General features: G+C 43.1%; 20 protein-coding genes and 1 tRNA gene. 10 read left to right on the top strand and 11 right to left on the bottom strand.

Translation table 11 applies throughout. The features are described 5' to 3' along the window. The first annotated feature begins 54 nt into the window (after positions 1-54). The 3 genes from V7K69_RS17375 to V7K69_RS17365 all read left to right on the top strand — a co-directional run bounded on the left by V7K69_RS17375 (position 55) and on the right by V7K69_RS17365 (position 4977). The gene (locus V7K69_RS17375; RefSeq protein WP_335036458.1) at positions 55-3597 is read left to right on the top strand and encodes a response regulator; all 3543 of its coding nucleotides are present in this window, start codon (positions 55-57) and stop codon (positions 3595-3597) included. 68 nt (positions 3598-3665) lie between these two features. Continuing rightward, complete coding sequence (locus V7K69_RS17370; RefSeq protein ID WP_335036455.1) at positions 3666-4856, top strand: hypothetical protein; 1191 nt, start codon at positions 3666-3668, stop codon at positions 4854-4856. A 50-nt stretch (positions 4857-4906) separates the two neighbouring features. Beyond that, a tRNA-Gly gene (locus tag V7K69_RS17365) sits at positions 4907-4977 on the top strand. A gap of 290 nt (positions 4978-5267) precedes the next feature. Here the strand turns inward: V7K69_RS17365 and pstB are convergent. The 4 genes from pstB to pstS all read right to left on the bottom strand — a co-directional run bounded on the left by pstB (position 5268) and on the right by pstS (position 9309). Next, positions 5268-6074, bottom strand: coding sequence for a phosphate ABC transporter ATP-binding protein PstB (gene pstB, locus V7K69_RS17360; RefSeq protein WP_335036453.1), 807 nt, complete (start codon positions 6072-6074; stop codon positions 5268-5270). 57 nt (positions 6075-6131) lie between these two features. Then, a complete protein-coding gene (gene pstA / locus V7K69_RS17355; protein ID WP_335036451.1) occupies positions 6132-7013 on the bottom strand; it encodes a phosphate ABC transporter permease PstA in 882 nt (293 codons plus the stop codon). Between the two features lie 19 nt (positions 7014-7032). Further along, a complete protein-coding gene (gene pstC, locus V7K69_RS17350) occupies positions 7033-7983 on the bottom strand; it encodes a phosphate ABC transporter permease subunit PstC (RefSeq protein WP_335036449.1) in 951 nt (316 codons plus the stop codon). A 144-nt stretch (positions 7984-8127) separates the two neighbouring features. Further along, positions 8128-9309 carry a phosphate ABC transporter substrate-binding protein PstS gene (gene pstS / locus V7K69_RS17345; protein ID WP_335036447.1) on the bottom strand — a complete coding sequence of 394 codons (1182 nt, stop codon included), beginning with the start codon at positions 9307-9309 and terminating at the stop codon, positions 8128-8130. A 787-nt stretch (positions 9310-10096) separates the two neighbouring features. Here pstS and V7K69_RS17340 point away from each other — a divergent pair. Next, complete coding sequence (locus V7K69_RS17340) at positions 10097-10684, top strand: biotin transporter BioY (RefSeq protein WP_012407649.1); 588 nt, start codon at positions 10097-10099, stop codon at positions 10682-10684. A gap of 87 nt (positions 10685-10771) precedes the next feature. Beyond that, entirely contained in the window at positions 10772-11248 is a 477-nt protein-coding gene (gene lspA, locus V7K69_RS17335) for a signal peptidase II (protein ID WP_335036445.1), read from the top strand. A 200-nt stretch (positions 11249-11448) separates the two neighbouring features. On the opposite strand, the gene V7K69_RS17330 is transcribed toward lspA, so the two are convergent. Next, positions 11449-12147: a hypothetical protein gene (locus V7K69_RS17330; protein ID WP_335036443.1), complete on the bottom strand. Its 699-nt coding sequence runs from the start codon at positions 12145-12147 to the stop codon at positions 11449-11451. 431 nt (positions 12148-12578) lie between these two features. On the opposite strand from V7K69_RS17330, the gene V7K69_RS17325 reads away from it, so the two are divergent. Then, positions 12579-14846 carry a transglycosylase domain-containing protein gene (locus V7K69_RS17325; protein ID WP_335036441.1) on the top strand — a complete coding sequence of 756 codons (2268 nt, stop codon included), beginning with the start codon at positions 12579-12581 and terminating at the stop codon, positions 14844-14846. A 158-nt stretch (positions 14847-15004) separates the two neighbouring features. Here the strand turns inward: V7K69_RS17325 and V7K69_RS17320 are convergent, their stop codons facing one another. Then, the gene (locus V7K69_RS17320; protein ID WP_335036439.1) at positions 15005-16435 is read right to left on the bottom strand and encodes a DUF4335 domain-containing protein; all 1431 of its coding nucleotides are present in this window, start codon (positions 16433-16435) and stop codon (positions 15005-15007) included. Next, positions 16432-17058 (bottom strand): DUF3038 domain-containing protein, encoded by a 627-nt coding sequence (locus V7K69_RS17315; protein ID WP_114084563.1) that lies wholly within the window; start codon positions 17056-17058, stop codon positions 16432-16434. The genes V7K69_RS17320 and V7K69_RS17315 overlap by 4 nt, the downstream gene beginning before the upstream one ends. 471 nt (positions 17059-17529) lie before the next feature. Between V7K69_RS17315 and V7K69_RS17310 the strand changes: the two genes are divergently transcribed. The 3 genes from V7K69_RS17310 (at position 17530) to V7K69_RS17300 (ending at position 19528) form a co-directional block, all read left to right on the top strand. Further along, the gene (locus V7K69_RS17310) at positions 17530-18048 is read left to right on the top strand and encodes an adenine phosphoribosyltransferase (RefSeq protein ID WP_335036436.1); all 519 of its coding nucleotides are present in this window, start codon (positions 17530-17532) and stop codon (positions 18046-18048) included. Between the two features lie 73 nt (positions 18049-18121). Next, entirely contained in the window at positions 18122-19168 is a 1047-nt protein-coding gene (locus V7K69_RS17305) for an ABC transporter permease (RefSeq protein ID WP_335036469.1), read from the top strand. Between the two features lie 78 nt (positions 19169-19246). Continuing rightward, positions 19247-19528, top strand: a complete 282-nt coding sequence (locus V7K69_RS17300; protein ID WP_335036434.1) for a hypothetical protein — start codon at positions 19247-19249, stop codon at positions 19526-19528. A gap of 20 nt (positions 19529-19548) precedes the next feature. Here the strand turns inward: V7K69_RS17300 and V7K69_RS17295 are convergent, their stop codons facing one another. From V7K69_RS17295 to purL, 3 genes are all read right to left on the bottom strand, one after another. After that, complete coding sequence (locus tag V7K69_RS17295; protein WP_335036432.1) at positions 19549-20115, bottom strand: Uma2 family endonuclease; 567 nt, start codon at positions 20113-20115, stop codon at positions 19549-19551. Between the two features lie 133 nt (positions 20116-20248). Further along, complete coding sequence (gene purF, locus V7K69_RS17290) at positions 20249-21748, bottom strand: amidophosphoribosyltransferase (protein ID WP_335036430.1); 1500 nt, start codon at positions 21746-21748, stop codon at positions 20249-20251. Positions 21749-21918: 170 nt separating this feature from the next. Further along, positions 21919-24315, bottom strand: a complete 2397-nt coding sequence (gene purL, locus V7K69_RS17285) for a phosphoribosylformylglycinamidine synthase subunit PurL (protein WP_335036428.1) — start codon at positions 24313-24315, stop codon at positions 21919-21921. A 512-nt stretch (positions 24316-24827) separates the two neighbouring features. Between purL and V7K69_RS17280 the strand changes: the two genes are divergently transcribed. Further along, positions 24828-25400 carry a hypothetical protein gene (locus V7K69_RS17280; protein WP_335036425.1) on the top strand — a complete coding sequence of 191 codons (573 nt, stop codon included), beginning with the start codon at positions 24828-24830 and terminating at the stop codon, positions 25398-25400. Between the two features lie 540 nt (positions 25401-25940). Here the strand turns inward: V7K69_RS17280 and V7K69_RS17275 are convergent. Further along, on the bottom strand, positions 25941-26426 hold the full coding sequence (locus V7K69_RS17275) for an allophycocyanin subunit alpha-B (protein WP_012407637.1): 486 nt from the start codon (positions 26424-26426) through the stop codon (positions 25941-25943). Between the last annotated feature and the right edge of the window lie 58 nt (positions 26427-26484).

Here is a 26484-nt window from a genome sequence, read left to right as displayed (position 1 = left end):
TTCCCTGATCAGATTATTCTTTATCCGACTGCCGTTGCAGCAGGAAAGCGGTGCATGAAATCCCAAGCAAACAGTAAGCCTAAAATTTTGGTTGTCGATGATGAGCCAGACAACCTTGACTTGCTTTACCGCACCTTCTATCGCGACTATAAGGTGCTAAGGGCAACCTCTGGCCCTGCGGCCCTCGATCTGCTGGCTCAAGAGGGAGAGGTCGCGGTGATCATCTCTGATCAGCGAATGCCGATGATGAGCGGTACGGAATTTTTGAGTCTGACAGCAACTCAATATCCAGATATTATTCGGATTATTTTAACTGGCTACACCGATGTCGAAGACTTGGTGGAAGCAATCAACGCTGGTAAGGTCTTTAAATATGTCACTAAACCGTGGGAAGCTGAGGAACTTAAAGCTGTAGTACGCCAAGCTTTGGATACTCACAATGTCCTCAAAGCCCGCACCCGCGAACTTACACGTACACTCCGCCAAGAGTCGCTGCTGAATACTGTCACAAATACGATTCGTAGTGCTTTAGACTACAGACAAATTTTGCAGGCAATTGTAGATACAGTGGGTCACATGTTGGAGGTGGATGTCTGTCTATTGCGTCCCTTCCAAGATGAGCAGTTGACGGATAAAGGATTTATTTATCAGAAAGCTCTTTCAGAAGAAGCAGGGGAACACACACCAGCAGAGGTGGAGGCAAATAACTCTTCTGGTGTGTCCCTCTCCCCTTCTACCCCTCTAACTGTTTTGGCTCAGACAGTGTGGGAAACCCGTGAAGTCCAGGTGATTCACGATGTAACCGATGATGAACGCATTCACGGTAATACTCCCGAACTGCGCGAACGTAGGGAAGCTTTTGCTGCGGCTAATATTTGTTCTAGTTTAGTTGTGCCATTGATCTGCCAACAAGAACTGATGGCAGTGCTGGCACTGCACCAGTGTTCTGTACCCCGCTTCTGGGGAGAGGATGAGGTGCAGCTAGTGTTGATGGTAGCGGATCAGGCAGCCTTAGCTTTGTCTCAAGCTTATGCTTACGAACAAGTACGTGCCCTTGCCAAGCGAGAAAGTTTAATTAATACGATTACTAGCGCGATTCGCTCTAGTCTAGACCCTCAAGATATCTTTGCGGCTATTACTCAACAACTAGGACAAGCCTTACAAGTCGATGGTTGCGTCCTGTCTTTGTGGACAGAAGAAGATGAATTTGTTGAGTGTGTTGCCTTGTATGACAGTTTTCAACATTTGGAAAGTTTACGTAAACATAGCCCAACCCAGGCATCGCCAGCCCCAGACAATAACCATCTGTCAGCCCAGAGATTACCCTATTCTCAATCATCTATACAAGAGAATCCCATCCTTCAACAAATGCTACAGACACATGAACCTGTGGTAATTGGGAATGTGAGCCATTCTCCCTCAGATATACAGGGTTTTAATTTGCCGTTAAAAATGCCAGCGCGATCGCTAATGTTTGTACCATTATTGGCTGATGGTAAATGTATTGGTAGTATTACCTTGCATGAAGGTAAAAAAGTACGTCAATGGCTTCCATCTGATATCGATTTGGCGAAAGCAGTAGCAGCCCAAGCAGCGATCGCTGTGCAACAATCACACCTGTATCAAAAAACTCGCCAACAAGCAGAACGTTTACTGGAGTTAGATAAACAAAAAACCGAATTTTTCCAAAATATTTCCCATGAGTTTCGCACACCGATCACCTTGATTCAAGGGCCTTTAGAGTCGGCGGTGGCGGCTGGTGAAGGATTATCTTATTCCCAAAGTGCGATCGCCTTGCGTAACTCCCGCCGCTTGCTACGACTGGTAAATCAACTCCTGGATTTACAACGCTTAGATGCGGGGAGAATGCAGCCTAGTTTCCATCCCTGCGATTTAGTCGAATTTGTCAGCCAAATTGTGGAATCTTTTCGTCCCTACTGTGAGAAAAAGAGACTGCATCTCGCCACCCAGTTAGATGAATGTTCTCTGGTGTACTTGGACATGGAAAAATTCGACAAGGTGGTTTATAACCTTCTGTCAAATGCCATGAAGTTTACCCCCGAAGGTGGCACGATCAGCGTCAGACTAAAATCTGAACAAGATCGTTGCATATTACAAGTACAAGACACGGGAATTGGCATTGTTAAAGAACAAATTCCCCACCTATTTGAGCGCTTCCGTCAAGCTGAAGGTTCAGCAAACCGTTCCTATGAAGGTAGTGGTTTGGGTTTAGCCTTAGTTAAAGAATTGGTAGAATTGCATGGTGGCCATGTCACTGTGGAATCAGTTTATGGCGAAGGTACTACCTTTAGTTTATGGCTTGTGACTGGAAATGGTCATTTACCCGTACAGCAAGTACTAGAAACGCCTGCCGAAGTGAACACAAGCCGCGCTAGCGTTGAATTGGCTGATTTAGAACTTGTAGAGTCAACAACAGACAATATTGAAGATATTACAATAAATTTCTCTCCTAATTCTCCTAATATTGATACTCAAGACTCAGCACTTAAGACTCAGCACTCAATTTTAGTTGTAGATGACAACCCAGATTTGCGAACCTATGTATCTGAAATTTTCCGCCGTAACGGTTATCATGTACGCACAGCTCGTAACGGTTATGAAGGGCACAGTTTAGCGAAGGAAATTATACCCAGCTTGATTGTGACTGATTTAATGATGCCCTTGGTAAGCGGACTTGAGATGATACAGATGATCCGCAATGAGGAAAAGCTGAAAGGAACACCCATTATTTTACTGACAGCAAAAGTTGACGAAGAAACCCGCATCGAAGGTACAGAACATGGGGCAGATGCTTATTTAGCAAAACCATTCAACGATCGGGAACTTTTGGCGGAAGTTCGGAATCTTTTAGCATTAAAAGAAAATGAACGACGAATTGTGGAGTTAAATACTTATCTAACAGAATCAGTATTAAAGCGCTTTTTACCGGCTGTATTGGTGCAAAAAGCCGCAACCGGAGATTTAACATTAGATTTGCGCCCAGAACCACGCTTAATTACAGTTTTGTTTAGTGACATTGTGGGTTTTACACAGTTATCAAATACTCTCAGATCCCGACGAGTCGCAGAGTTGCTAAATGAATATTTAGAAGCTATGACCAAGGTTGTATTTGGTAATGGCGGCACTGTAGATAAATTTATGGGAGATGCTATCTTAGCTTTATATGGAGCGCCGGAAGAACTAACCCCCAATGAACAGGTACGTCGTGCCATCAATACAGCAAGAGCAATGCACCGTTCACTGGCTGACTTGAACCAGCGCTGGCGAGAGCAAGGTGTCTTCGATGGTGACAGACTTACTAGCGTACAGTTTCGGTGTGGTATTCATCAAGGTACGGCTGTTGTGGGGATGTTTGGTAGTGCTGAACGTGCAGACTATACTGCTATTGGCCCAAGTGTAAATATTGCTGCCAGGTTGCAAGCTGCCGCTCTTCCCGGTACTATCTTGGTTTCTGCTGCCGTGGCAGATTATTTGCAGGAAGAAGAAATTACTAAAGGTAGTCCACTAGAACTTAAAGGAGTAGATGAAACAGTTTTGACCTTTGCTGTTACACCAGAGGTAATGGTTAATCGCTAAAATTTAGACTGGTATTTTAAAGCATTAGCAATGAGTAAGAGTGCCTAATCATATCCAGTTTATATAATATGACACCATCGGTTGCAGACAAAACCCCAATTTCAACCAAAGTCTGGAGGCGACACACCGATCCACCAGCTTTGTGGATTTCTGTCGTTATAGGTTCAGTCTCTCTGCACTTGCTGGCGTTCTGGCTGATGCGCTCATCTAATGCCTTTAGTTTGTGGTTTCCTCAGCAAAGTCAATCTGCTGTTCCCATTGAATTGATAGATATTGCTCCTCAATCAAAATCAACAGCCAAAAGAGTTTCGCCAAAGCCAGCATCCATAACTCAAAAGTCTGTACCAGCGCGTTCAGCAAAAACAGCAAGAAATACGCCAAGAAATCAAGATTTTGTTGGTGCAATAAGTTCTGCTGATAATCTCCAGCAAAAGAGTCGAATTTATCCCTCTCAACCTAATAGACAACAGAGAGTTCCTACATCTACACCGAAAGCGATAGCTACACCAAAACCGACAGTTACACCGAAAGCGATAGCTACGCCAAAACCGACAGTTACACCGAAAGCGATAGCTACGCCAAAACCGACAGTTACACCGAAAGCGATAGCTACGCCAAAACCGACAGTTACACCAACACCTACAGTTCCAATCGGTAATCTACCTTGGAACCGCCGTCAAGAAATCAAACTGGGAAATGGAACGGCACTACCAACAGGTATTCCATCAACTCCACCAGTTTCGGAAGCTGAAAACATAAAAACTCCAACCACTCCTACTAGGGAAACTCCACCAAATCCTACTAAGGAAACTTCACCAACTCCTACTAGAGAAACTCCACCAAATCCTACTGGGGGAGCATCGGTAGCAATAGTAGCTCCTTTGCCTAGAGATGAAATGATTAAGTTCATACAAACAAGAGGATTTCGACAAGATGCTCTACCCGACGTTATCGCTTCATACACGGGAAGCAAGACAAAACAGTTAGACTCAAGTAGTTTTCTACCTGGCGATTCCGAAATTAAGCCAGCACAGATGTTTGTTAGTTTAATAATTGATCGCAATGGCAACTTTCAACAGGCTGTAGTTCTAGAAATAGAACCTGCAACACTACAAAGTGAAAAAAGCACATACGAACGAGTTCTCAATGATGTTTTCAAGACAGAAAACTTTCTAGCCGCTCACAACAACGACGGCACAAAACCAGATTTGAGCAATTTGTTTGTACGAATCAAAATCCAGCCTGCTAATTCCAATTAGACGCTTGAATTTTTCCAACAACTGTGTTATATTTATAAAGTTGGAAATTTGCGGGCGTAGTTTAGTGGTAAAACTATAGCCTTCCAAGCTATTAATGCGGGTTCGATTCCCGCCGCCCGCTTAGAAAAAGTCTGAAATGTACTAGCGAAGCACAGTGTAAATATACGTGCTATTTTCACTAAAAAATTTGGAGCGGGTGTCGTACCCCACCCAATTAATGTAAATCTTGTGTTAAACAGCTTTATTATTGCTTTTCTTGATCAATAAAACAGACATAATCGATCAAGCAATGCCTGCGGCGGGCTACGCCTACGCTAAATTAGGCGAATAAATAAAAAAACTAGAGGAATCTCGCACAGCTTTGATTTCCGAGTATCCCTCATTGCTTTAATATCAACAATGTGCAGTGATTTATCCAAATCTACCGCTAACGTAATCTCTGGTATCTTGCTGCTGAGGATTGTTGAAAATTAGTTCTGTTGCATCGTACTCTACCATGTAGCCGTTACGACTTCCAGACTCTGTAGTTTTGACATTAAAAAAGGCTGTCTTATCAGAAACCCGTGCTGCTTGCTGCATATTATGGGTGACAATAACGATGGTATATTGCTCTTTCAACTGATGAATTAATTCTTCAACCCGCAAGGTGGAAATGGGGTCGAGAGCCGAGCAAGGTTCATCCATTAATATAATTTCAGGCTGAACTGCGATCGCACGAGCAATACATAACCTTTGTTGTTGTCCACCCGATAAAGACGAGCCACTTTGCCGCAGTTTATCTTTAACTTCGTCCCACAAAGCCGCTTGTCGCAAACTCCGTTCTACTAATTCATCCATGTTACCTTTGTAGCCGTTGATTTTGGCTCCAAAAGCAATATTGTCATAAATTGATTTGGGAAACGGGTTTGGTCTTTGAAACACCATTCCAATCCGACGACGTACTTCTACAGGATCAATGTCGGAGGCATACAAGTTTTTATCGTAAAAAAGTATTTTACCTTCTGCATGAAATGACTCAATTAGGTCATTGAGGCGGTTATAGCATCGCAACAACGTACTTTTACCACAACCAGAAGGGCCGATAAAGGCTGTCACCTGATTTTTTGGTATATCTAGCCAGATATTCTGCAAGGCTAAAAACTTGCCGTAGTAAACGTTGAGGTTTTCGGTGCGTAAAACAGTTTCAGTACCGTTGACTGTGCTAATATTAGTAGCCATAAATTAAGTGCAGTATTAGTTTTAGCGATACAAATCCGCTATGTGTAAGCCGTTTCCCTAAGCCTTTTTGCGAGTAGCCCAGCGAGCAATGATACTTGTGATTAGAACCATCAATACCAAAATCAAAGATGCCGCCCAAGCTAATGATTGCCAATTTTTAAACGGGGAAATAGCGTATTTGTAAACCAAAACAGCAAGGGAAGCTGTTGGTTGGAATAAGCCATCGGGCCAAAAATTGGAAAATAGCGCAGTAAATAGTAAAGGTGCGGTTTCTCCAGATGCTCTGGCGATCGCTAGGGTTGCCCCAGTTACAATTGCAGGTAGGGCTGCTGGCAAAACTACTTGTGTTACTGTTTGAAAGTTAGTTGCCCCTAACCCTACAGATGCTTGTCGCAAATCTTGCGATACTAACTGCAAGGCTTCATCAGTGGTTCGGACAATAATGGGCAACATCAAAATTGCCAGTGCAAACCCTCCACCAAGAGCAGAGTATGATCCTAAGTTTAACTTTACCAGTGTCAAAACTACAATCCCGTATGCAAATACCCCAGCAATAATTGAGGGGACTCCACTCAGGACGTTAGCTGCAAAACGTACCCATCTCGCTACTTGCGCTGAACTAAATTCTGTGATATAGATTGCCGCTAAAACACCAAATGGGATGCTAATCAGGGCAGCAATTCCTACCATTAATAGTGTACCCAAAATTGCATTACCAAAGCCTCCTCCCTGTTGTAAAGCTTTGGGTGGCAGTTCAAAAAAGAGGTTAGGACTCAAACTGCTAAAGCCTTGAATAATGACGTAAGAAAGTACTGCTAGCAAAGGCACAAGTGCCAATATCCCACAGATAAATGCAACTACAGTCATTACTGTATTAAACAGTGTCCTTTGAGACATAGGAGCGCGAGTTAGACTGCGCTCTGGAAAACTAGAAGTCATAATTCAACCCAAAACTAAGCTACAGTCGCTTGACTCTCAGAACGATAAACTCGGCCATGATATTGACTACCAGGGTCAAGAAGAATAGAACTAAAGCAGCGTACATTAAAGCCGAAACTTGCAAACCACTAGCTTCTGAAAATTGATTTGCTAGTAGAGAAGAAATCGTATTGCCTGGTGCTAACAGTGAGATACTAATGTTGTTGGAATTACCAATTAACATTGTTACAGCCATTGTTTCTCCCATTGCCCGACCCAGTGCCAACATTACAGCACTAACTATCCCCGAAAAGGCTGCTGGAATGAGAATTTGCAAAATAGTTTCCCACCGGGTTGCTCCTAATCCTACGGAGGCTTGACGCAAACTTGAGGGTATAGAAATCAAGGCATCGCGCGATAAGGCTGTGATGATGGGCAAAGTCATAATTGCTAATATGACTCCCGCCGGTAACATTCCTGGCCCTGTAGGGGGGGTGCTAAAAAATGGTATCCAGCCAAAGTAACTATTGAGCCATTTTCCCAAGTTAGTTAAAATAGGCACTAAAACAAAAATTCCCCACACGCCATAAACAACACTGGGAATAGCTGCTAGCAGTTCTACTGCAAAAACCAGTACCAACTTCACTTTTGCGGGTAAAAAATCTTCGCTTAGTACAACAGCTGTACCAACTCCAATCGGTACAGCTATCAGTAAACCGATAAAAGAACTCAAGAGAGTTCCATAAATTTGAGGTAGCACCCCGTAGCTATCATTAACTGGGTTCCAAGTAGTGTTAGCTAAAAAGCTAGCACCAAACTTTTGGATGGCAGGCCCAGAAGCAATTGCAACCTGGAAGCCGATCCATAGTAAAGTGGCAGCAACCCCAAAGGCGAAAATTTTAGTAAGCCAAATAAAACCGCGATCTAGGGATTTTTCTACATCAGAGCGATTTTTTGTCGCTGATGAAAGATTTTGAGAATTTGTAGTCATGACTACCGACTTTCACAATTAAATCAGAGGAAGATATTTGGAGGCAACCATCTAAACAAAATTGTTGCCTCATCGTCTTTTAAAACTAGTTTAATAACCAGCTTAAAAATTATTGTCTAACAATGCCTCACGTCTTGGCTGTAGCTACTTGCTAGCGCTACTACCACTACCAACAGCAATTTTATAGTCTGGACTAATTTGATCCGCAGCCGCAGCCACCTTTGCGATTACGTTTTGGGGTAGAGGAACATACCCTAATGTTGTAGCCTGTTTTTGACCCTCAGTTAAAGCGTATTCGATCGCAGCTTCAACTGCCTTAGCTTTTGCCGCATTGGGATATTTCTTATAAGCCAAAATCCAGGTGTAAGTGACGATGGGATAGGAATCGGCCCCTTCTGGATCGGAAATGAAGACGCGGAGATCAGGGGGTAGAGTTACTGAGGCCAGAGTTTTAGAGGCTGACTCCTCGCTAGGCACAATAAACTTACTACTTTTGTTTTCCAAAGCAGCAAACTTAAGACTATTTTGTTTGGCATAGCCGTACTCGACATAACCAATAGAACCTTGTGTTTGTTGGATTTGGGCGGTAACACCCTCATTTCCCTTAGCACCAACTCCGCTAGGCCAATTGACAGTTTTGCCTTCACCAACTTTAGTCTTCCACTCCGGACTAATAGCGCTGAGGTGTTTTGTAAACACACCTGTTGTTCCGCTACCATCTGAACGATAAACTACTGTGATTTTCTCTTTAGGAAGCTTTGCACCTGGGTTAGCCTTGGCAATTTGGGGATCATCCCAAGAGGTTATTTTGCCCAGTAGAATATCAGCGTAAACGGCTCGTGGTAGTTTAAGTTCTGCAACATCTGGCAAGTTGTAAGCTAGCACGATGCTACCAGCTGTGACAGGCAGTAAAATAACGCCTCTATCAGCTGGCACCTTCTGGATTTCTTCATCCTTCATAGCAACATCGCTGGCACCAAAGTCTACAGTCCCTTTGATAAATTGCTCAACTCCGGCACCGCTACCAACTGAGGCATAGTCAACTTGTAGATTTGGATACTTTTTGTTTAGATCAGTAAACCATGTATCATATAGTGGTGCTGGAAAAGACGCACCAGCCCCGCTTAACTTGAGATTTCCACCCAAATCTAATTTGCTTGTACTGGAGGCAGTAGTATCTGTAGCAGTACCAGAAGGTGTCTCCTTGGTGGCTGTATTATCTGGATTTTGCTGTCCGCCACATGCAGCTAGGCTGATTGTCAGTGCTAACACTGAAACTGAAGCTGTGAGGCGATGGATGTTTGTTACACTAAGAGGTGAGGGCATCGCTATCAATATTTGGGTAACTTTTCAGGTGAGCGCCTCTAAGGATACCCCTAAAGGATGAAGGTTAAGGTAAAGGATAGGTTAACAAACCAAAAAAAGCTTGTTTTTTTTTGATGAAGAACAAACACTCGTTTATACTTTTGCTTGATAAAATTTATACTGCTGGTTTAGTTACAGATTAAAAATAGTACCACAGCGATTTGGTTACATAGTATTGGCAAAACTTGATTGATAGTGTCAATTTTCTGGTCAAATAATAAAAATTCTATAAAAAAATGACAAATTGTGTTATTGTTGAAAACTTATAATAAATTTTGAAATTTTATGAAAGTTATTGCTGCTTATAGGTCTAAGCAGAATTAAAGTCATAACTAAACAATCTAAGTTTAGACAGTGAACTAATTTAGATTAAGTAGAAGGAAAACTATAAGTTGCCTATTTTATGGAGAGTAGGTGGGGCGATCGCTAAAAAAAGTGAATTAAAGAACTATCTTTAAAGATTTGTAGCATAAATTGGCGCTAAATCTAAAAACTTAGTTTAAATACTAAATTTTGCTAACTTTACCACGTATTCGGTCAAATACCAGAATCAGACTACGCTTCAGTCAATAAAATTACAGCTATAGACACCTAAATCATAATTCGTAGAACTGAAAAGTTACATACCAAAAAGGCAAAAAAAAATATGCTAATTCTTAGAGGTGTCAGCACAAATTTCATTTTAATACCAATGAACATCTTAGTTGCTGTTGGTTTTCCCTTTTGCCTTTTCCTGGTTGCCTGATAAATGTTTGCTGCTTCCAATCAATTACTATGGTCTATGATTGGCTTACTCCTGACAATGGGTGGTACCTTCTTAGAAGCTTATGGCATCACCTTTCCTTGGAATTGGAGTAAGCACGGAATTCAGACTTTTTCTTTAGGTGTCACTTTTCAAATTGGCGCAGTACTGTTAGTGGGTTGTTTAGGGGGCAAAAATGCCGGTGCGCTCTCGCAAATTGCCTATTTAGTGATGGGGTTAACCTTATTACCTGTATTTGCCGATGGAGGTGGTATTGGTTATGTTAAGTTGTCTCAGTTTGGCTATCTACTAGGCTTTATTCCTGGAGCTTGGATTTGTGGCTTAGTTGCCTTTAAAGCTAGACCTCGACTAGAAACTCTCGCCTTTAGTTGCATCTGTGGCTTGTTAACTCTGCATCTATGCGGTATTAGTTATTTGATTATTAGCTATATTTTTCAGTGGAAAGGCACAGAAAATCTACCTTTGATGCAAGCAATCCTCAGATACTCTTGGTTTGCACTACCAGGGCAATTAAGTGTGGTCTGTGCCGTTACTGTAATAGCATATATATTGCGTCACTTAATGTTTTATTAGTCATCAAGAGGCTAGGGGCAAGAAATTTACAATTTTTTCATCCCCTAGTCTTTAGTCTTTAGTCCTTAGTCTCTAGCCCCTAGTTTCATGCGTTTAAAAAACCGCCTTTTCTGGATTGCTGCCTTTATAGCTTTTTTCCTAGACCAAATAACAAAATACTGGGTGGTACAAACCTTCAGTTTGGGGCAAACACTACCACTCTTCACTGGAATATTTCACTTCACCTATGTTACTAACACTGGTGCCGCCTTTAGTCTGTTAAGTGGGAAAGTAGAGTGGTTGCGCTGGCTATCTTTAGGAGTGAGTTTGGTATTGATAGCCTTGGCCTTGTTTGGCCCAACATTAAATTTATGGGATCAGTTGGGCTATGGCTTAATTTTAGGTGGAGCTATGGGCAACGGTATTGATCGCTTTGTTTTAGGCCATGTCGTTGATTTTCTTGATTTTCGCCTGATTAGCTTTCCTGTATTTAATGTGGCAGATTCTTTTATTAGTATTGGTATTGTTTTTTTGTTAATTGCTTCCTTCCAAAAAACACCAACTTCAACCAGTAGGCTGGATTAAATTATTAAGCCTGGGATGATTAATCCCAGGCTATTAATTACTGAAACCATTGCTCAGTCCTATATGCGAAGACTTGATTTATGGGTTTCAGAGATTTGAATTTATATCCTACACCAGTTTTCATAACTGGTGCAGAAAGTCAAGATGCACAGGCGATCGCTGATGGTAAATTAGTATGTCAAACTTATCCAGCTTTTAATTTATTTACCTGGGGCAGGAGCAGTAGATGGAGTAGTGGGAGAGTTTGCACCTGGTTCTGTAGGATTGCCAGGTTCAGATGGGGTAACAGTTCCTGGTGCTGGAGTTAAGTTGCTAGGAGCGCCAGGTTCAGATGGGGTAGTAGTTCCTGGTTCAGTACTGCTGCCAGGAGTGCCAGGTTGAACTGGAGTAACGCTTCCTGGTGGAGTTAAGTTGCCGGGAGCGCCAGGTTCAGATGGGGTAACAGTTCCTGGTGCTGGAGTTAAGTTACTAGGAGCGCCAGGTGCAGGTGGGGTAACACTTCCTGGTGCTGGAGTGGTTTCAGGAGCGCCAGGTTCAGCTGGGGTAACGCTTCCTGGTGCTGGAGTGCTTTCGGGAGGAGTGATGTTACTCGGTGTGGTTTCTGCTGGTACTGTAGTGCTACCAGGAGTCGTGCTAGGTGTGGTTTCTGCTGGTGCTGTAGTGCTACCAGGAGACGCACCAGGGGTAAGTGCTGTGCCGCCGGGACAGCGAGAGTTAAGCGGAAAATACTCGCACAGAATTTTCATACCTTCTGGCGACATCTTGATTTCCGTTGGTGCGCTAGTAGATTCGCTACTGGATTGAGCTATGGGGGATTTACTGGATTCGGCTACAGCAATGTTAGCAGTGAGCGCCAAAGATAGAGCTGTACCAATCATGGTCAGAGATTTTCCCATCATTTCTAAAATTAACCTCAACGGAACACTCGGCCCATTTAAACAGACAATAAAATTTAAAAAATCTGCCTAAATGAATATATTTAAGTTTATTGGAGAATATGTGGATATGTAAAATTAGTAAAAATTAAATCTGTCGTTTGTTAATAACTAGTCTTTATAAATACAAGCTAAAAATCTATACTTGTAGTCATTGAAGTAAAATGATTAGATAAGATAAGCCTTTAGGAAGGAGAGAAATTTTTATTTTTCTGTAACAAAGTGATAAAAATAACAATTTGACTCTGCTCAAAACGTAATGTCCAGTATAAATTAGAGCAAAAAGTCCCGTATAGCTAATTTATGCTTTGGCTTATGAGTAAAATGATGAAAGACTAACATCTAAAATTGTAATTCGCCCCATTCTTCACTAAAAAGTGTGATGTGAATAGCCGATGAGTTCTCCCCAACCCCCTCACAAGCCACAAACGTTAATTGGTCAACTGACTCAAGCAGTCCATACTATCCAAGCTAGGGTTGATTTTTCCAAACTGGCGCTCAAGCCTAATGCCAAAGTACCGGAACTCTGGGTACAGGATGCGGGGGCGGATAAAGCAGAGGTATATCCACTGTTGGGCGATCGCTATATTCTCGGTCGTAGCTCCAAATCCAGCGATATCGTCGTCCGTAACCCTGTTGTCAGCCAAATTCACCTGTCGCTATCGCGGAATTCTACTCATAGCACACCAGTTTTCGTCATCAAAGACGAAAACTCCACCAATGGCATTTATCGTGGCAAGCGTCGTGTTAATTCCCTAGAACTACGTCACGGCGATATTCTGACTCTGGGCCCCCCAGAACTCGCCGCTTCTGTGCGATTGCAATACGTCGATCCACCAGCCTGGTATGTCAAAGCTGCAAGTTGGACAGCTTATGGTGTTGGTGGTGTCAGCGCCTTGTTCGCCTTGGTAATTGGCGTAGAATGGCTGAAATTTTCAGTTAAACCCCTACCTACAGCTACACGCGCTCCAGTAGTTGTTTACGCTCGTGATGGAGCCACACCTCTGAGAGAGCCTCGAACTGTCTCTCACGTAGATATGAAGCGTTTAGAAGAATTTGGCCCTTATTTGCCATCTGCCGTAGTAGCTTCAGAAGATAGTCGTTATTACTGGCACTTTGGGGTTGACCCTCTGGGGATTTTACGAGCCGTGTTAATTAATAGCCGCAGTGGAGATGTGCAGCAAGGAGCCAGCACTGTTACACAGCAAGTTGCCCGCAGTTTGTTCCGGGAGTATGTAGGTAGACAAGATACCCTTGGACGCAAATTACGGGAAGCAGTTGTCGCCTTAAAGTTAGAAACCTTTTACAGCAAAGACGAAATTTTGCTGATGTACTTAAATCGGGTTTTTTTGGGGGGAGATACCTCTGGGTTTGAGGATGCAGCTCGGTATTACTTTGAGAAGCCTGCTAAAGAATTAACTTTGGCAGAAGCAGCAACATTGGTAGGAATTTTACCTGCTCCCAACGCATTCGATTTTTGTGGAGATGGGCCAAATAAGCTAGAAGCAGCTGAATACCGGAATCGCGTGATTAAGCGGTTGCTGGAGATGGGAAAAATTAAACCTGAAGATGCGAACCGAGCTAGACGTTCCACTGTTCAAGTTAGTCCTAAAGTTTGTGAACAGCAAGCTAAGACCATCGCACCTTATTTTTACAGTTACGTCTTCTCTGAACTTGAATCAATCTTGGGCGAGGGAGCCGCAAACGAAGGGAATTACATCATTGAAACCCAGCTCGATCCTGCAATCCAGAGTCAAGCTGAATCGGCGTTGCGGAATTCAGTCAACAATAGTGGTGGAAATTTTAATTTTTCTCAAGGGGCTGTGGTAACTCTTGACTCCAGTACAGGTGGCATTCTGGCAATGGTAGGTGGAACTGATTACAAAAAAAGTCAGTTCAATCGTGCTGTTCAAGCCAAAAGACAACCAGGTTCCACCTTTAAAATCTTTGCTTACACCGCCGCTATTCAACAGGGAATTTCACCATCTAAGAGTTATTCGTGCGCTCCTTTAACTTGGCAAGGCTTCACTTACAAACCCTGTCGCTCCGGTGCTGGCAGTTTAGATATTGCCACCGGGCTGGCTCTTTCAGAAAATCCCATCGCCTTGGGAGTTGCCAGAGAAATCGGGTTGAATAAAGTAGTGGCGATGGCTCAGAATTTGGGAATCAAGTCAAACCTCGATCCGGTTCCTGGCTTAGTACTGGGTCAAAGTGTGGTCAATGTTTTAGAAATGACTGGTGCTTTTGGCTCTATTGGCAATCGTGGAGTGTGGAATCCTCCCCATGCGATTAATCGAATTTTAGATAGTGGTGATTGCAGCGATCGCAATGATATCAAAACCTGCCGTGTAATCTACTCCTTCGACCAAGATCCAGATGCTAACAAACGAGTTCTGCCAAATGGTGTAGCCGACGAGATGACTAGTTTAATGCGTGGTGTCATCACCAGAGGCACTGGTCGTAGTGCTGCCATTGGACTCGGAGAAGCCGGTAAAACAGGCACGACTGATAAAAACGTTGACTTATGGTTTATAGGTTTTATTCCAAGTCGGCGACTTGTAACTGGTGTTTGGCTGGGAAACGACAACAATTCCCCCACATCTGGTAGCAGCGCTCAAGCCGCTCAGTTGTGGGGAAATTATATGCGGCGCATTACAAGGTAAATGGGAATTGGGAATTGGGAATTGGGAATTGGGAATTGGGAATTGGGAAAACGAATAGGTAAGTAAATTTAAACCAATTCTTGATGAACTGTTACCCAAGCTTAATGCCTATCTAAAATCCATAGGAAATAGAGAATAGAACTTAATTCTTTTCCCCATTACTGATATCCCTTCCAAGGCGTAACTTCCAGCGTGCCACTAGGTTTAAATATCACTTGGAAATGGGCAAGAGGTTGTTTATCGTTGGGAGCTGCTACATTGGAACCGTAGATAGCGTTGAACATCTTCGGAAGAGGTGTTTCCCGAAAATAGTCAAAAGCAACTTGGTTGAGTGGTTCATAGTCAGCAATTACACCATCTTTGTTGACTGCTACCCGATATTTCAAATCTCGCGTAAAGGTGGGTTTGCCACTCCAAGTTTGCCGAACTGTACTATAAAGCTTTTGGTTTAAATTTTTGACTATATTAGAGTCAGTAATTTTTGCACCCACTACCTCTGGCGTTCTAGCATATCCCCGCCAAGGGCTAACTTGTAGTACGCCTTGTGTAGTAAATACTACTCTGAACTGGGCGATCGGTTCATTGGAAATGGGAGGACGGGTAGCTGGATTGTAAAGTACGTTCGGTAGAGGAGTTTGACCTACTCCTAAATTTGCCTCTTTATTTACCGCTTTGTAACCGACGATCGCTCCATCCGCAGCTACACCCAAACGATAGATCAAATCTTGTTGCAGTCCTGAGCGATTAGTCCAAGCTGGATGAACTTGGTTGTAAACTTGACGATTCAATGCACGTAACTGAGATGGATCGGTAATTTCTGGAACTGTATTTAAAAGTGCTTCTAAATCTTTAACTGCCGGCTTTCCATTAGTTGTAGGCGTTAGTCTGGGTGTTTCAGCAGCGATGGGTGTTGCAGCAGCTGATGCTGGAGGAGTGATATTGTTTATTGTAGAGCTACTTTGCTCATCTGTTGTTGGCTGAGGTGGACGCAGTTGGGGAGGTGGAATCAAGTTAAAGGCGATCGCAGCGACGGCTAAACTTGATACACCCACAGCAGCAGGTACAGCTTGCCGAACCAAAGCTTGACTAGCACCGCCATAGCGTCTGGTAACTGGTTGTAGTTCTAGAGAAAGTTCAGGTAAAGTTTGAGTATCAGCAAAAAACTGATCCACTGCTTCCACTAAATCGAACAACTGCACCGTATTCAAATCTATTTCAATTGGCGGACGTTTGGAATTGTTAGAGTGATCAAATCCCTCTGGAGTACCTTCGGAATGGATGATTAATCTGTGTCGGTTGCTATCAACTTTCCGAAATTCTACTAGCTCCGATTCCTGATTGTGTGCTTGGGGGTTAGGTACGCTACTTAAAAATTCTTGGGCATACCCACTAACAGCCCTCACCAAACTTTCAAAAAATTCTCGCCCTCCCGTTAGGGGCTGATTATAACCAGATAAATAGCATTCTGCATTTACCAATATTGATAATTCCGGGCGCATTTCCTGGAAGTGTGCAGCCCTAGTGACATCACTTAACCCTTCTAAAAGCAGTGTACAATTAGGTAGACTGTACTTACGTTGAATATTCATTCCACTTCACCGTCAAAAAGACTAATCCAGAATCGCTGCATTCCAGCTGTACCAGTACAAAATAGTAATTGTCCTAACAAATTTATAGCTAGCTCATCTAATTTTTCATCAGAAGTTAATGCTAGTACACCAGAACGTCGGGCATTCATCCGGCTCTTAAAATGCGCTCTAAACCGCTCTAGGTAATTAGATAGACGCAAATTCTGTTCCAATGGAATCTGCTTTTCTTCCATTTGTTGACATATCATTAATAACTGGCGAATGACAACAGTTAAACGCCGCGCTATGTAGCAAGCAATGACTACCAGAGCTTTTGCTTCCATGATAGTTAAGGGACGGCGGATATGCGCTCTCCGTAGCGGGTTAGAGCTACGCATCCGCCATAAATTCACCCTGTCTTTAACAATTCCTTTGAGATCCAACTCTTGAGCAAAACTCAAGATTGCTTCCGAACCACCAAGCTCTAAAGCTTCAATTGCCAATAAAATCAGGTCAATTTGCAACCGTGTTCTCCGAGGACAAGTCTTGGAAGCGATCGCAGGATCTGGCAAAGTGTCCAGAATCGTCGGCAATGAATCTTGAGTTGGACTGTTGAACGGCGTTAAACTTGCTGAGACATTCATTCTATAAATACCTTGTGCGGTTCCAACAGACTAGATAAAACAAATTTAAGATCAGTAGCCAAGACTTGAGCATTAGACTTGTAGCAGTAGCATGACTACCTGATATATACATTACTTAACTCTTTCTACTCAAAGTTTTCCCTATATTGAAATCAAAGTTTTAAAACATAAGTTAATTCACCTCATTTCTGAATGTAATACCTTTTCTAGCTTGGTTTAGATTCTAATTATCGTCAATAAAAGGCGAAGCTTCAGCCTTGACTCCCACTTGAACCCCAGCGTATGACATTATAGTGTACGATTTTTCAGGTATCTCAAATTTGGGGATTAGGAATTAGGGAATTGGGAATTGGGCAGTGGACATTGGGAATTGATCAATAATCAATACTTCTTTTTTCAATACTTACCCCGCTTCTCTTCTCACCCATTCCCCATTCTCCATTCCCCATTCCCCACCCCACTCTCCTTTTTATGGATTTAAAGTCTCTCGTTCGTGACATTCCAGATTTTCCCAAACCCGGAATTTTATTTCGGGATATTACTACATTACTGCGCGATCCACAGGGATTGCGCTATACTATTGACTTTTTAACACAAAAATGCAATGAAGCTGAAATAAAACCAGATTATGTAATTGGTATAGAGTCAAGAGGATTTATTTTTGGCTCACCTCTGGCTTATCAATTAGGGGCTGGTTTTATTCCCATCCGCAAAAGAGGTAAGTTACCAGCAGCAGTTCACTCAATTGAATATGATCTAGAGTATGGTACTGACTGTCTGGAACTGCATCAAGACGCTTTACATGAAAGTAGCCGAGTTTTGATTGTGGACGATTTGATTGCCACAGGTGGAACTGCGAGTGCAACAGCAAAGTTAGTGCAGAAGATTGGCTGCGAATTAGTAGGATTTGGGTTTATTATCGAGCTACGGGACTTAGAAGGGCGTAAATATTTGCCGGATGTGCCGATTATCTCTCTAATTGAATATTAGTCATTAGTCATTGGTCATTGGTCATTAGCAAATGACAAATGACAAAGGACAAAAGACAAAGGACAAAGGACAAATGACATCTACGAGAATTTCCTTGGAGACAGGTCGGGATTGGCTAGTCAGGCTAGTCACGAGCGAAACTTTTATTTATGTGGCAAAGCGGGTATTGCAGGCATTACTGACTCTGTTTTTAGCATCAGCATTGTCGTTTTTCATTATTCAACTCGCTCCAGGGGATTATGTAGATACGCTGCGGCAAAACCCGAAGATATCTCCAGAAAGAATTGAGGAAATTAAGCGGCAGTTTGGTCTTGATAAGTCTTGGCCAGAGCAATTTTGGCTATGGCTATGGCGAATCTTGACAAAAGGAGATTTTGGCACGAGTTTTATTTATCAACGTTCAGTGGCATCGCTGTTGTGGGAAAGAGTACCAGCTACTTTGCTATTAGCGATCGCATCTTTAATTGTCACATGGGCGATCGCCATCCCTCTAGGGATTTTTGCTGCTGTTAACCAAAATAAGCTATCAGACAGACTTTTACAGGTGATTAGCTACGCCGGACAAGGCTTTCCCAGTTTCATCACTGCCTTGGCACTGCTGGTTTTAGCCCAAATTACCTCGCCGTTATTCCCAGTGGGTAGTATGACTAGCATCAATCACTCAGAACTAACGTGGTTTGGCAAAATCTTAGATGTCGGCTGGCACATGATTTTACCTACGATCGCCCTCTCAATTACTAGTTTTGCTGGTTTACAACGCATCACTCGCGGCGAATTATTGGATGTGCTGCGTCAAGATTATATCCAAACGGCTCGCGCCAAAGGTCTGCCAGAAAACCGCGTCATCTACGTTCATGCACTGCGTAACGCCGTAAATCCCTTGATTACCTTATTGGGTTTTGAATTAGCTGGTTTATTAAACGGTGCTTTCATTGCCGAATTTTTCTTCAATTGGCCCGGTTTAGGGAGGTTGACTTTACAGGCTTTACAAGCTCAAGATTTATATTTATTAATGGCAAGCTTGGTAATGGGCGCAGTGTTGCTAATTGCTGGTAATTTAATCGCCGATTTGATGTTAAAAGCTGCCGATCCACGCATTCGGCTAGAAAATCTTAATTAGTCGTTTGTCATTTGTCATTTGTCATTTGTCATTTGTTATTTGTCATTGGTTTAATTCCACCTCCCCATCCCGATCTCCATGTTGTCTGAAGTCTATTACTTGGTACGTTCAAAAACTGACGGTAATTATCTCATAGCTCGTCCTGATACCGAAACATCGGGTTATTTATTGCTGTTTCAAGAAAACTTTGATGCCCTTAGCTATCTCAACGCCCATGCAGCAGAAGTGGCAAATCGCTTTTCTGTGGAATCTATTCCCCGTACACAGTTAGGAAACTTGCTCAAACGCTGGGGTTTTAGCGGTGTGGGTATTGTGACTGACCCGTTATTGCCCAAGGTTGAGTTTTTGCAGCACAGTTAAGCCAATTATTTAAACTTGTATTAAGTAAATAAGGATGCGATCGCACAACTAAAATCAGGCAATATGGGTGAGTTCAACTCATCACCATTGAACAACGTAGCAACTAACTTTAAACCCGCTTGTTCACGTCGATAAACTTCCACCTGTTGGTTGCGCCAATCTACAATCCAATATTCCCTAACACCTCTTGCTGAGTAAAGCTTTAATTTAAGTTCCCTATCTCGCTTTTCATTCTCAATACCAGCAGACAGCACTTCTACAACCAGTTCTGGCGCACCAATCAAATGCCCCCCTTGGTCTAAAAGTAAGGGCAATCTCTCATTGCTAGCCCAGACAACATCGGGAATAACATTATCATTATCGCCAAAAATTATGCCTGGAGCCATCACAACTTCTCCCAGACCAGCAGTCTGTGACCAATTATCTAAAGAAGTACAAATTCTCCCACAAGTTTTTTGATGTTTCCAATGAAGCGGTCTAGTAATAAACAGTTCTCCGTCAATAATTTCATAACGGTTCCCGTTATCTGGAAACAATTCTAAATCGGCGGTAGTCCAGCGCACTCTTTCAAATATTGGCTGGTTCATAGACCATTTTTATTTAGGTGATTTACCTATTTTATCTTGAGTGAGGATGGGGCATTGGGATTAGGGGAGAGGTGACAGGTGATAAAGAATAATCTGTACCCTGTAACCTGTACCCTATTCCTTTCTTCAATTCCTACACCACGACCTTTTCTAAACTGAGCTTAGAACGCTTCACTTGCTCAGGAATCGCCACGGGATAATCTCCAGTAAAGCAAGCAGAGCAGAAACTATTGGTGTCTTCTCGTGTCGCTTCTAGCATTCCTTCCCAACTGAGATAGGCGAGGCTGTCTACTTCCAGTTGCTTGGCAATTTCCGCTACTGACTTGGTAGCAGCAATCAGCTGATCCTGAGAATCGGTATCGATACCATAGAAGCAGGGGTGAGTTACAGGCGGGGAGGAGATTCGCATGTGTACTTCTATTGCACCCGCTTCCCGCAAAGTTTTAACCAATTTACGGCTGGTAGTACCCCGCACAATCGAGTCATCAACAATAATTACTCGTTTACCCGCCAGCACATCTTTAAGCGGGTTAAGTTTCATCCGAATACCTGACTCGCGCATGGTTTGAGTTGGCTGAATAAAGGTTCGTCCAACATAGCGGTTTTTAATCAGTCCTTCAGCGTAAGCTACACCAGAAGCTTGAGAAAATCCGATCGCAGCAGGGATACCAGAATCAGGAACACCAAAGACAATATCGGCATCGACACAAGATTCTTTAGCTAGTTGATGTCCTAAACGCATCCGATAGCTGTACAAACTCTCGTTGTGCATGATGCTATCAGGGCGGGCAAAGTAAATCATCTCGAAGATACACAATTTCCTTTGGGGCTGTTGACTCCAATGATAGGAAGCTAAACCTTCTTCAGTAATCCAAACTAATTCGCCTGGTTCTACATCTCGCAGGTATTCGGCTCCAATAATGTCTAAACCGCAAGTCTCGGATGCCAAAACGTAACGAACTGGATTACCTGCTAAAGTCCCAATTACTAGGGGACGAATGCCATTGGTATCACGGACACCCATAACACCGTTAGGAGTGCCAATAACTAAACTAAAGGCTCCTTGGCAACGATGAAATGCTTGAATTGAACCTTCTAGCCAATCTGCACCAGCATTGATGGCTTCTGCGATCGCAAAAGCAATCATTTCTGAGTCTGTTGTGGTGACTAAGTTGTATTTTTTCTCAAGCAACTCTTGACGTAGTTGCACTGTATTGACTAAATTACCATTGTGTGCAAGAGCTAATGAACCTAAGCGAGTTTCCAAGACTGCGGGTTGGGCATTAACTTTGCGGCTAGAACCTGTGGTGGAATAACGAGTATGACCAACAGCAAGGCTACCAGGCAATTGATCCAAGATGGTTTCATTAAAAACTTGAGATACCAAGCCCATATCTTTGTGGAGATGGACTTTTGTACCTTCAAAGGTGGCAATCCCAGCTGATTCTTGACCCCGATGCTGGAGGGCGTACAATCCAAAGTAGGTCAGTTTAGCAACGTTTTCTCCTGGTGCGTAGATGCCAAAAACACCACAAGCTTCTTCTGGCTTGTCAGGCTGATTTTCATGACTATTGATTGGGTTGTTGGTAGGGTCGGGGTATTCATCCGAAGTGACAGAATGAATAGAGATCATGCTAGCTTTGCTCCTGGTGGGGGGGGTCAAGTCACTGGGATTATGTCTATAGATAGGTGTTGATTTCTTAATAAATCTTTAACCATCTATTAAAACAGTACCGTAAATATGCCCAGAGACGCTAATAGTTCTGAGTAATTAGTGCCGATTTCTGAGTGAAGTCTAAATACTCAGGACTCAGAAATAGTGGTTTGGTTGGCGATACGCCTAGCGATTGCATGGAAATAGCGATCGTTCATATCTTCGATCCTAACTTTGATTAAGGTTTGGTTATCAGTGGTGACAACCCCCAAACCTGTGTGGGAATTATCGACTATACCGAGTTTTTGCCATTCTTGACCCAGATGTTCCTGTAAGTATGATTCCCAAATTTCTTGTTGTTCTGATGCTACAGAGACTAAAATTCTGGCACCACCTTCGGCAAACAGTACCTCATCAATACGGTTTAACTGCGTTGTTGGTATTTCTAAATTGATTTGGGCACCAAGGTTGCCAGCAATACAACATTCGGCAAGTGCGATCGCCACTCCCCCTTCAGCAGAATCATGGGCTGAACGTATCCAACCATTACGGATTCCTTCCCGACAAACTTTTTGGACGCGGCGTTCCAAGTCAAAATCTACCCGTGGCGGTTTTCCGGCAACAGTATTGTGGATAGTAGCTAAATACTCAGATGCTCCCAAACTGATTTTGGATGCTAGAGGCAATCCGAGAAGATAAATCACATCGCCGGATGCTTGCCAACCTTGTCCACAAATTTTGGTGATATCGGGAATCAAGCCCACCATCCCTACCACAGGAGTGGGATAAATAGGTTGTGGAATACCTTGAGAATCGAGGGTTTCATTGTATAAAGAAACATTTCCGCCTGTGACTGGTGTCGCCAATTCTCGGCAACCTTCCGCCAAACCGCGACAAGCTTCTGCCAATTGCCAGTAACCAATTGGTTTTTCTGGAGAGCCAAAATTTAGGTTATCCGTCACCGCCAGAGGTTCTGCACCCACACAGCTAAGATTGCGTGCAGCTTCTGCCACCACTGCCTTAGCTCCCTCGTAGGGGTCAAGATAAACATAACGAGGATTGCAATCTACTGTTGCCGCAACACCGCGTTGGGCATTGAGGGTTTCCTTGTCTCCTTGTCCTCCTTGTCCCCTTGTCCCCTTGTCCTCTTCAAGGGGGCGCAACCGGATCACAGCCGCATCAGCACCACCTGGCAGTATGACTGTATTATTCTGTACTTGATGGTCATACTGACGATATACCCAGTTTTTAGATGCGATCGTGGGTGTATCGAGCAAAGTTAACAGAATATCATTCCAACTTTGCACACCTCCTTGGAGTTCTATGCCAACAGTTGTGCAAGCAGGTAAAGAATCAGGAGTCCATTCCCAAGCTTGACGAGCATATTCTGGCGGTTCTGCCAGCAATTCACGGTTATATAGTGGGGTGTTTTCCGCCAAAGCCTCGGCGGGAATTTCTGCTGCTACTCCACCCTGAAAAAGAATCCGCACAATGGGTTCAGCGATGACAGTACCAGCGACAACGGCTTGAAGTCCCCAACGATGGAAAATGTCGATTAATTCTTGCTCACGCCCTTTATGGGCAACAAACAGCATTCGTTCTTGAGATTCCGAAAGCAGATATTCATAAGGAACCATCCCCGTTTCTCTGGCGGGAATTTTGTCTAAATCTAGTTCAATTCCTACTCCACCTTTTGCCGCCATCTCTGAAGTAGAACACGTGATTCCAGCTGCTCCCATATCTTGGGCGGCGACAACTGCACCCGTTTTAAACGCTTCTAGACAAGCTTCAATTAACGACTTTTCCAAAAATGGATCGCCTACTTGCACAGCGGGGCGATCGTCTATTGACTGATCGCTCAATTCTGCACTGGCAAAACTTGCGCCTCCCATACCATCGCGTCCAGTGGTAGAACCAACATACAGCACGGGGTTTCCTAAGCCAGATGCCCCAGATTTAACGATTTCCTGGGTTTCCATTAATCCTAGTGCCATAACATTCACTAAGGGATTACCAGAATAAGCTGGGTCAAAGTAAACTTCGCCGCCAACGGTGGGTACTCCTACACAATTACCATAGTGTGAAATCCCAGCCACCACACCTTGAAACAACCTTTGAGTTTTGGCATCTTCTAGAGAACCGAAACGCAGGGAATTTAATAGAGCAATGGGACGCGCACCCATTGTAAAAATATCTCTAAGAATACCGCCTACTCCTGTTGCTGCACCTTGAAATGGTTCAACAGCTGATGGGTGGTTGTGAGATTCAATCTTAAAAGCTAGTTGGAGTCCGTCACCCAAATCTACAACACCAGCATTTTCACCAGGCCCTACGAGGATGCGGGGCCCCTCAGTCGGAAATTGTTTGAGTAGAGGCCGAGAATTTTTGTAACAGCAATGCTCTGACCACATTACCCCGAACATTCCCAGTTCAGCTTTGTTGGGATGACGGCCTAACCGACGGACAATTTCTGCGTATTCTTCTGGTTTAAGACCTTCAGCAGCGATTTCTTGAGGGGAAAAAAAAGCAGGAGATGTGGCGGTCATGGAAATTATGCACCAATTGTACAGAGCATTATTCTACCGATTTACTTGCCCTGTAGGTAGGTGCATTCATTAGCATAATTTATAACTATATGACGCTAAAGATTTAAAATAAATAAACAAATTTACTTAAAGATACATATTTTTGTACACCTATAGATAGATTGTATTCAACGCTGAATTACTGGTAAATGTACCGATAAAAGTGAAGTAATAAAATTTTATTCCCTTGTAATATACATTAGGTCATTTCCAGATTATAGAAATGGCTATCAGCCTGTCAGATGCTCCACTAGTTGAATGCAGAAAAAATTCATAGGATGCGATCGCAAGTTTTAATGTCCTGCAATTTAAATTATCTCGTTGGCATTTCATTCGCCTGAAGTCACTCATACAACAGCAAACTCAATCACTGAGTGGCTTTTGAAGAAAGGATTCTGGGAATTTTTTTGAGAAACTACTCATTCCAATTAGTAAATTGACCGCACTAAAATCTAATAGCGAGGATTTTGATCATGCCTAGAGTTACTGTTCCACCCAATTTCATCGGCACCCTCGGTTCTGATGCTCTGATCGGAGAACAGTTAAATGCAGCTCCAGCAATAGGTATTGATATTTTAACTGGAGGTTTCATTTGTACGCGCTCAGGGAATGACACCGTTCAGGGCAAAGGTGCTGGTCGCATCGGCGACATCGACGGCTCCATTGAGGGTGGGAATGCCATTGACATCGCTAACCGTGGCAGTCTGAATACAGGAAATGGAAAAGACGCGATCGCCGACATCGGTAACGGTGGCAACGGCAACACTGATACCAGCACCGGTAATGCTCTAGGTGCTGGGAATGACTACTTGAAAGGATTTGGTGCTGCAACTGTTGATGGCGGAGATGGTTTTGACACCCTCGATCTCAGCGCTTTCAATCGCTCTCAACTCTTTGTATCTGGGGTTATTTCGGGCAATACCCTTAATGCCAATATCACTTTCAACAGCAATGGAAACTCCATTATCTTGTCTACGACAGGCTTTGAGAAATTTATCTTTGCAGATAGCTCTTTCTGCTACGGCAGTTTGGCAAACGGGGCATAGGTTTGTGAATTCCTCCGTCTCGTGTTTTACCTTGTAAGTGTCTAATCGGTGTTATTTGCTCTTAAGCTGGAAAATTTTCTACTAGCGTATATATTCTTAGTTCCAAATTTGCATAGATTTACTGCAACTCAGAGATTATTCGGGTGTATGCAGTTTATCTGTAACAATCAAGTGACGAGAATCACACATATCTATGATTATGATCGTCTCTCTGCGATCGCTAACTAGGCATAATTAATGACAACTGAACTCTAGCCGAGTCATTAATAGGGAACACACTTAATTGCCGACAGCCTTAACTAAGGACTGTCGGTTTTTTATGTCTGTATATCCTTCAGCCTTTGAGAAATGCCCCATAACTATCACTTAAATAAATTTCCCCACAACTGGTTGGTAACTTGACAGATATTTTGCCACAGCCACTACCAATTGTGGGGAGGGTATGATCAAATTCGGTATCTTATCCCTATCGAGTGCTAATATCTTGCACTCACTCTACTAGATTGGAAGTATACTCCTAAAACCAACACACACTTTGTATTAAGACATCGCTTGAATGATGTAATCAAAGTAGGGTGCTGCTTCAGCAGCATCTTCTGCACTCAATAAGCCAAGGGAAGCTGTTTTGAGGGAATTGATCGCTTCTACCATTCCAGGCACGGGAACGCCCAATGAATTGTACATTTCCCGCACACCAATCAAACCGATTTTTTCAATCGGCTCTTTGTCGCCAGCAAGCACACCATAAGTAATTAGACGTAAGTACCAGCCAAAGTCACGGATACATAGAGAGCGTTGACGTTCTCCGTAAGCATTACCTCCGGGGGAGATAAAGTCAGGACGCTTCTGCCAAAGTTGTTTGGTTGCTTCCTGAACTATCTTTTTTTCGTTTTCGGCTAAGGTAGCTGCAATCCGCGTCCGTTGTACGCCGGTTTGCAAAAAGTCTTTGATATTTTTAAGTTCGCCACTGCTGGGATAACGCAGTTCGTCGTCGGCTTTGAGAATAACTTGGCTAATTACAGTCATGATGATTGAAATCACCTGAAATATTATCTGTTAGTTTAGCGAGTCGGAGGTACACAAG

Origin of the sequence: Nostoc sp. (assembly GCF_036917775.1) — a bacterium.
Taxonomy (GTDB): Bacteria; Cyanobacteriota; Cyanobacteriia; order Cyanobacteriales; family Nostocaceae; genus Nostoc.
Note: the sequence above shows the minus strand (reverse complement) of the source record. Positions and strands in the feature narration are given on the sequence as shown.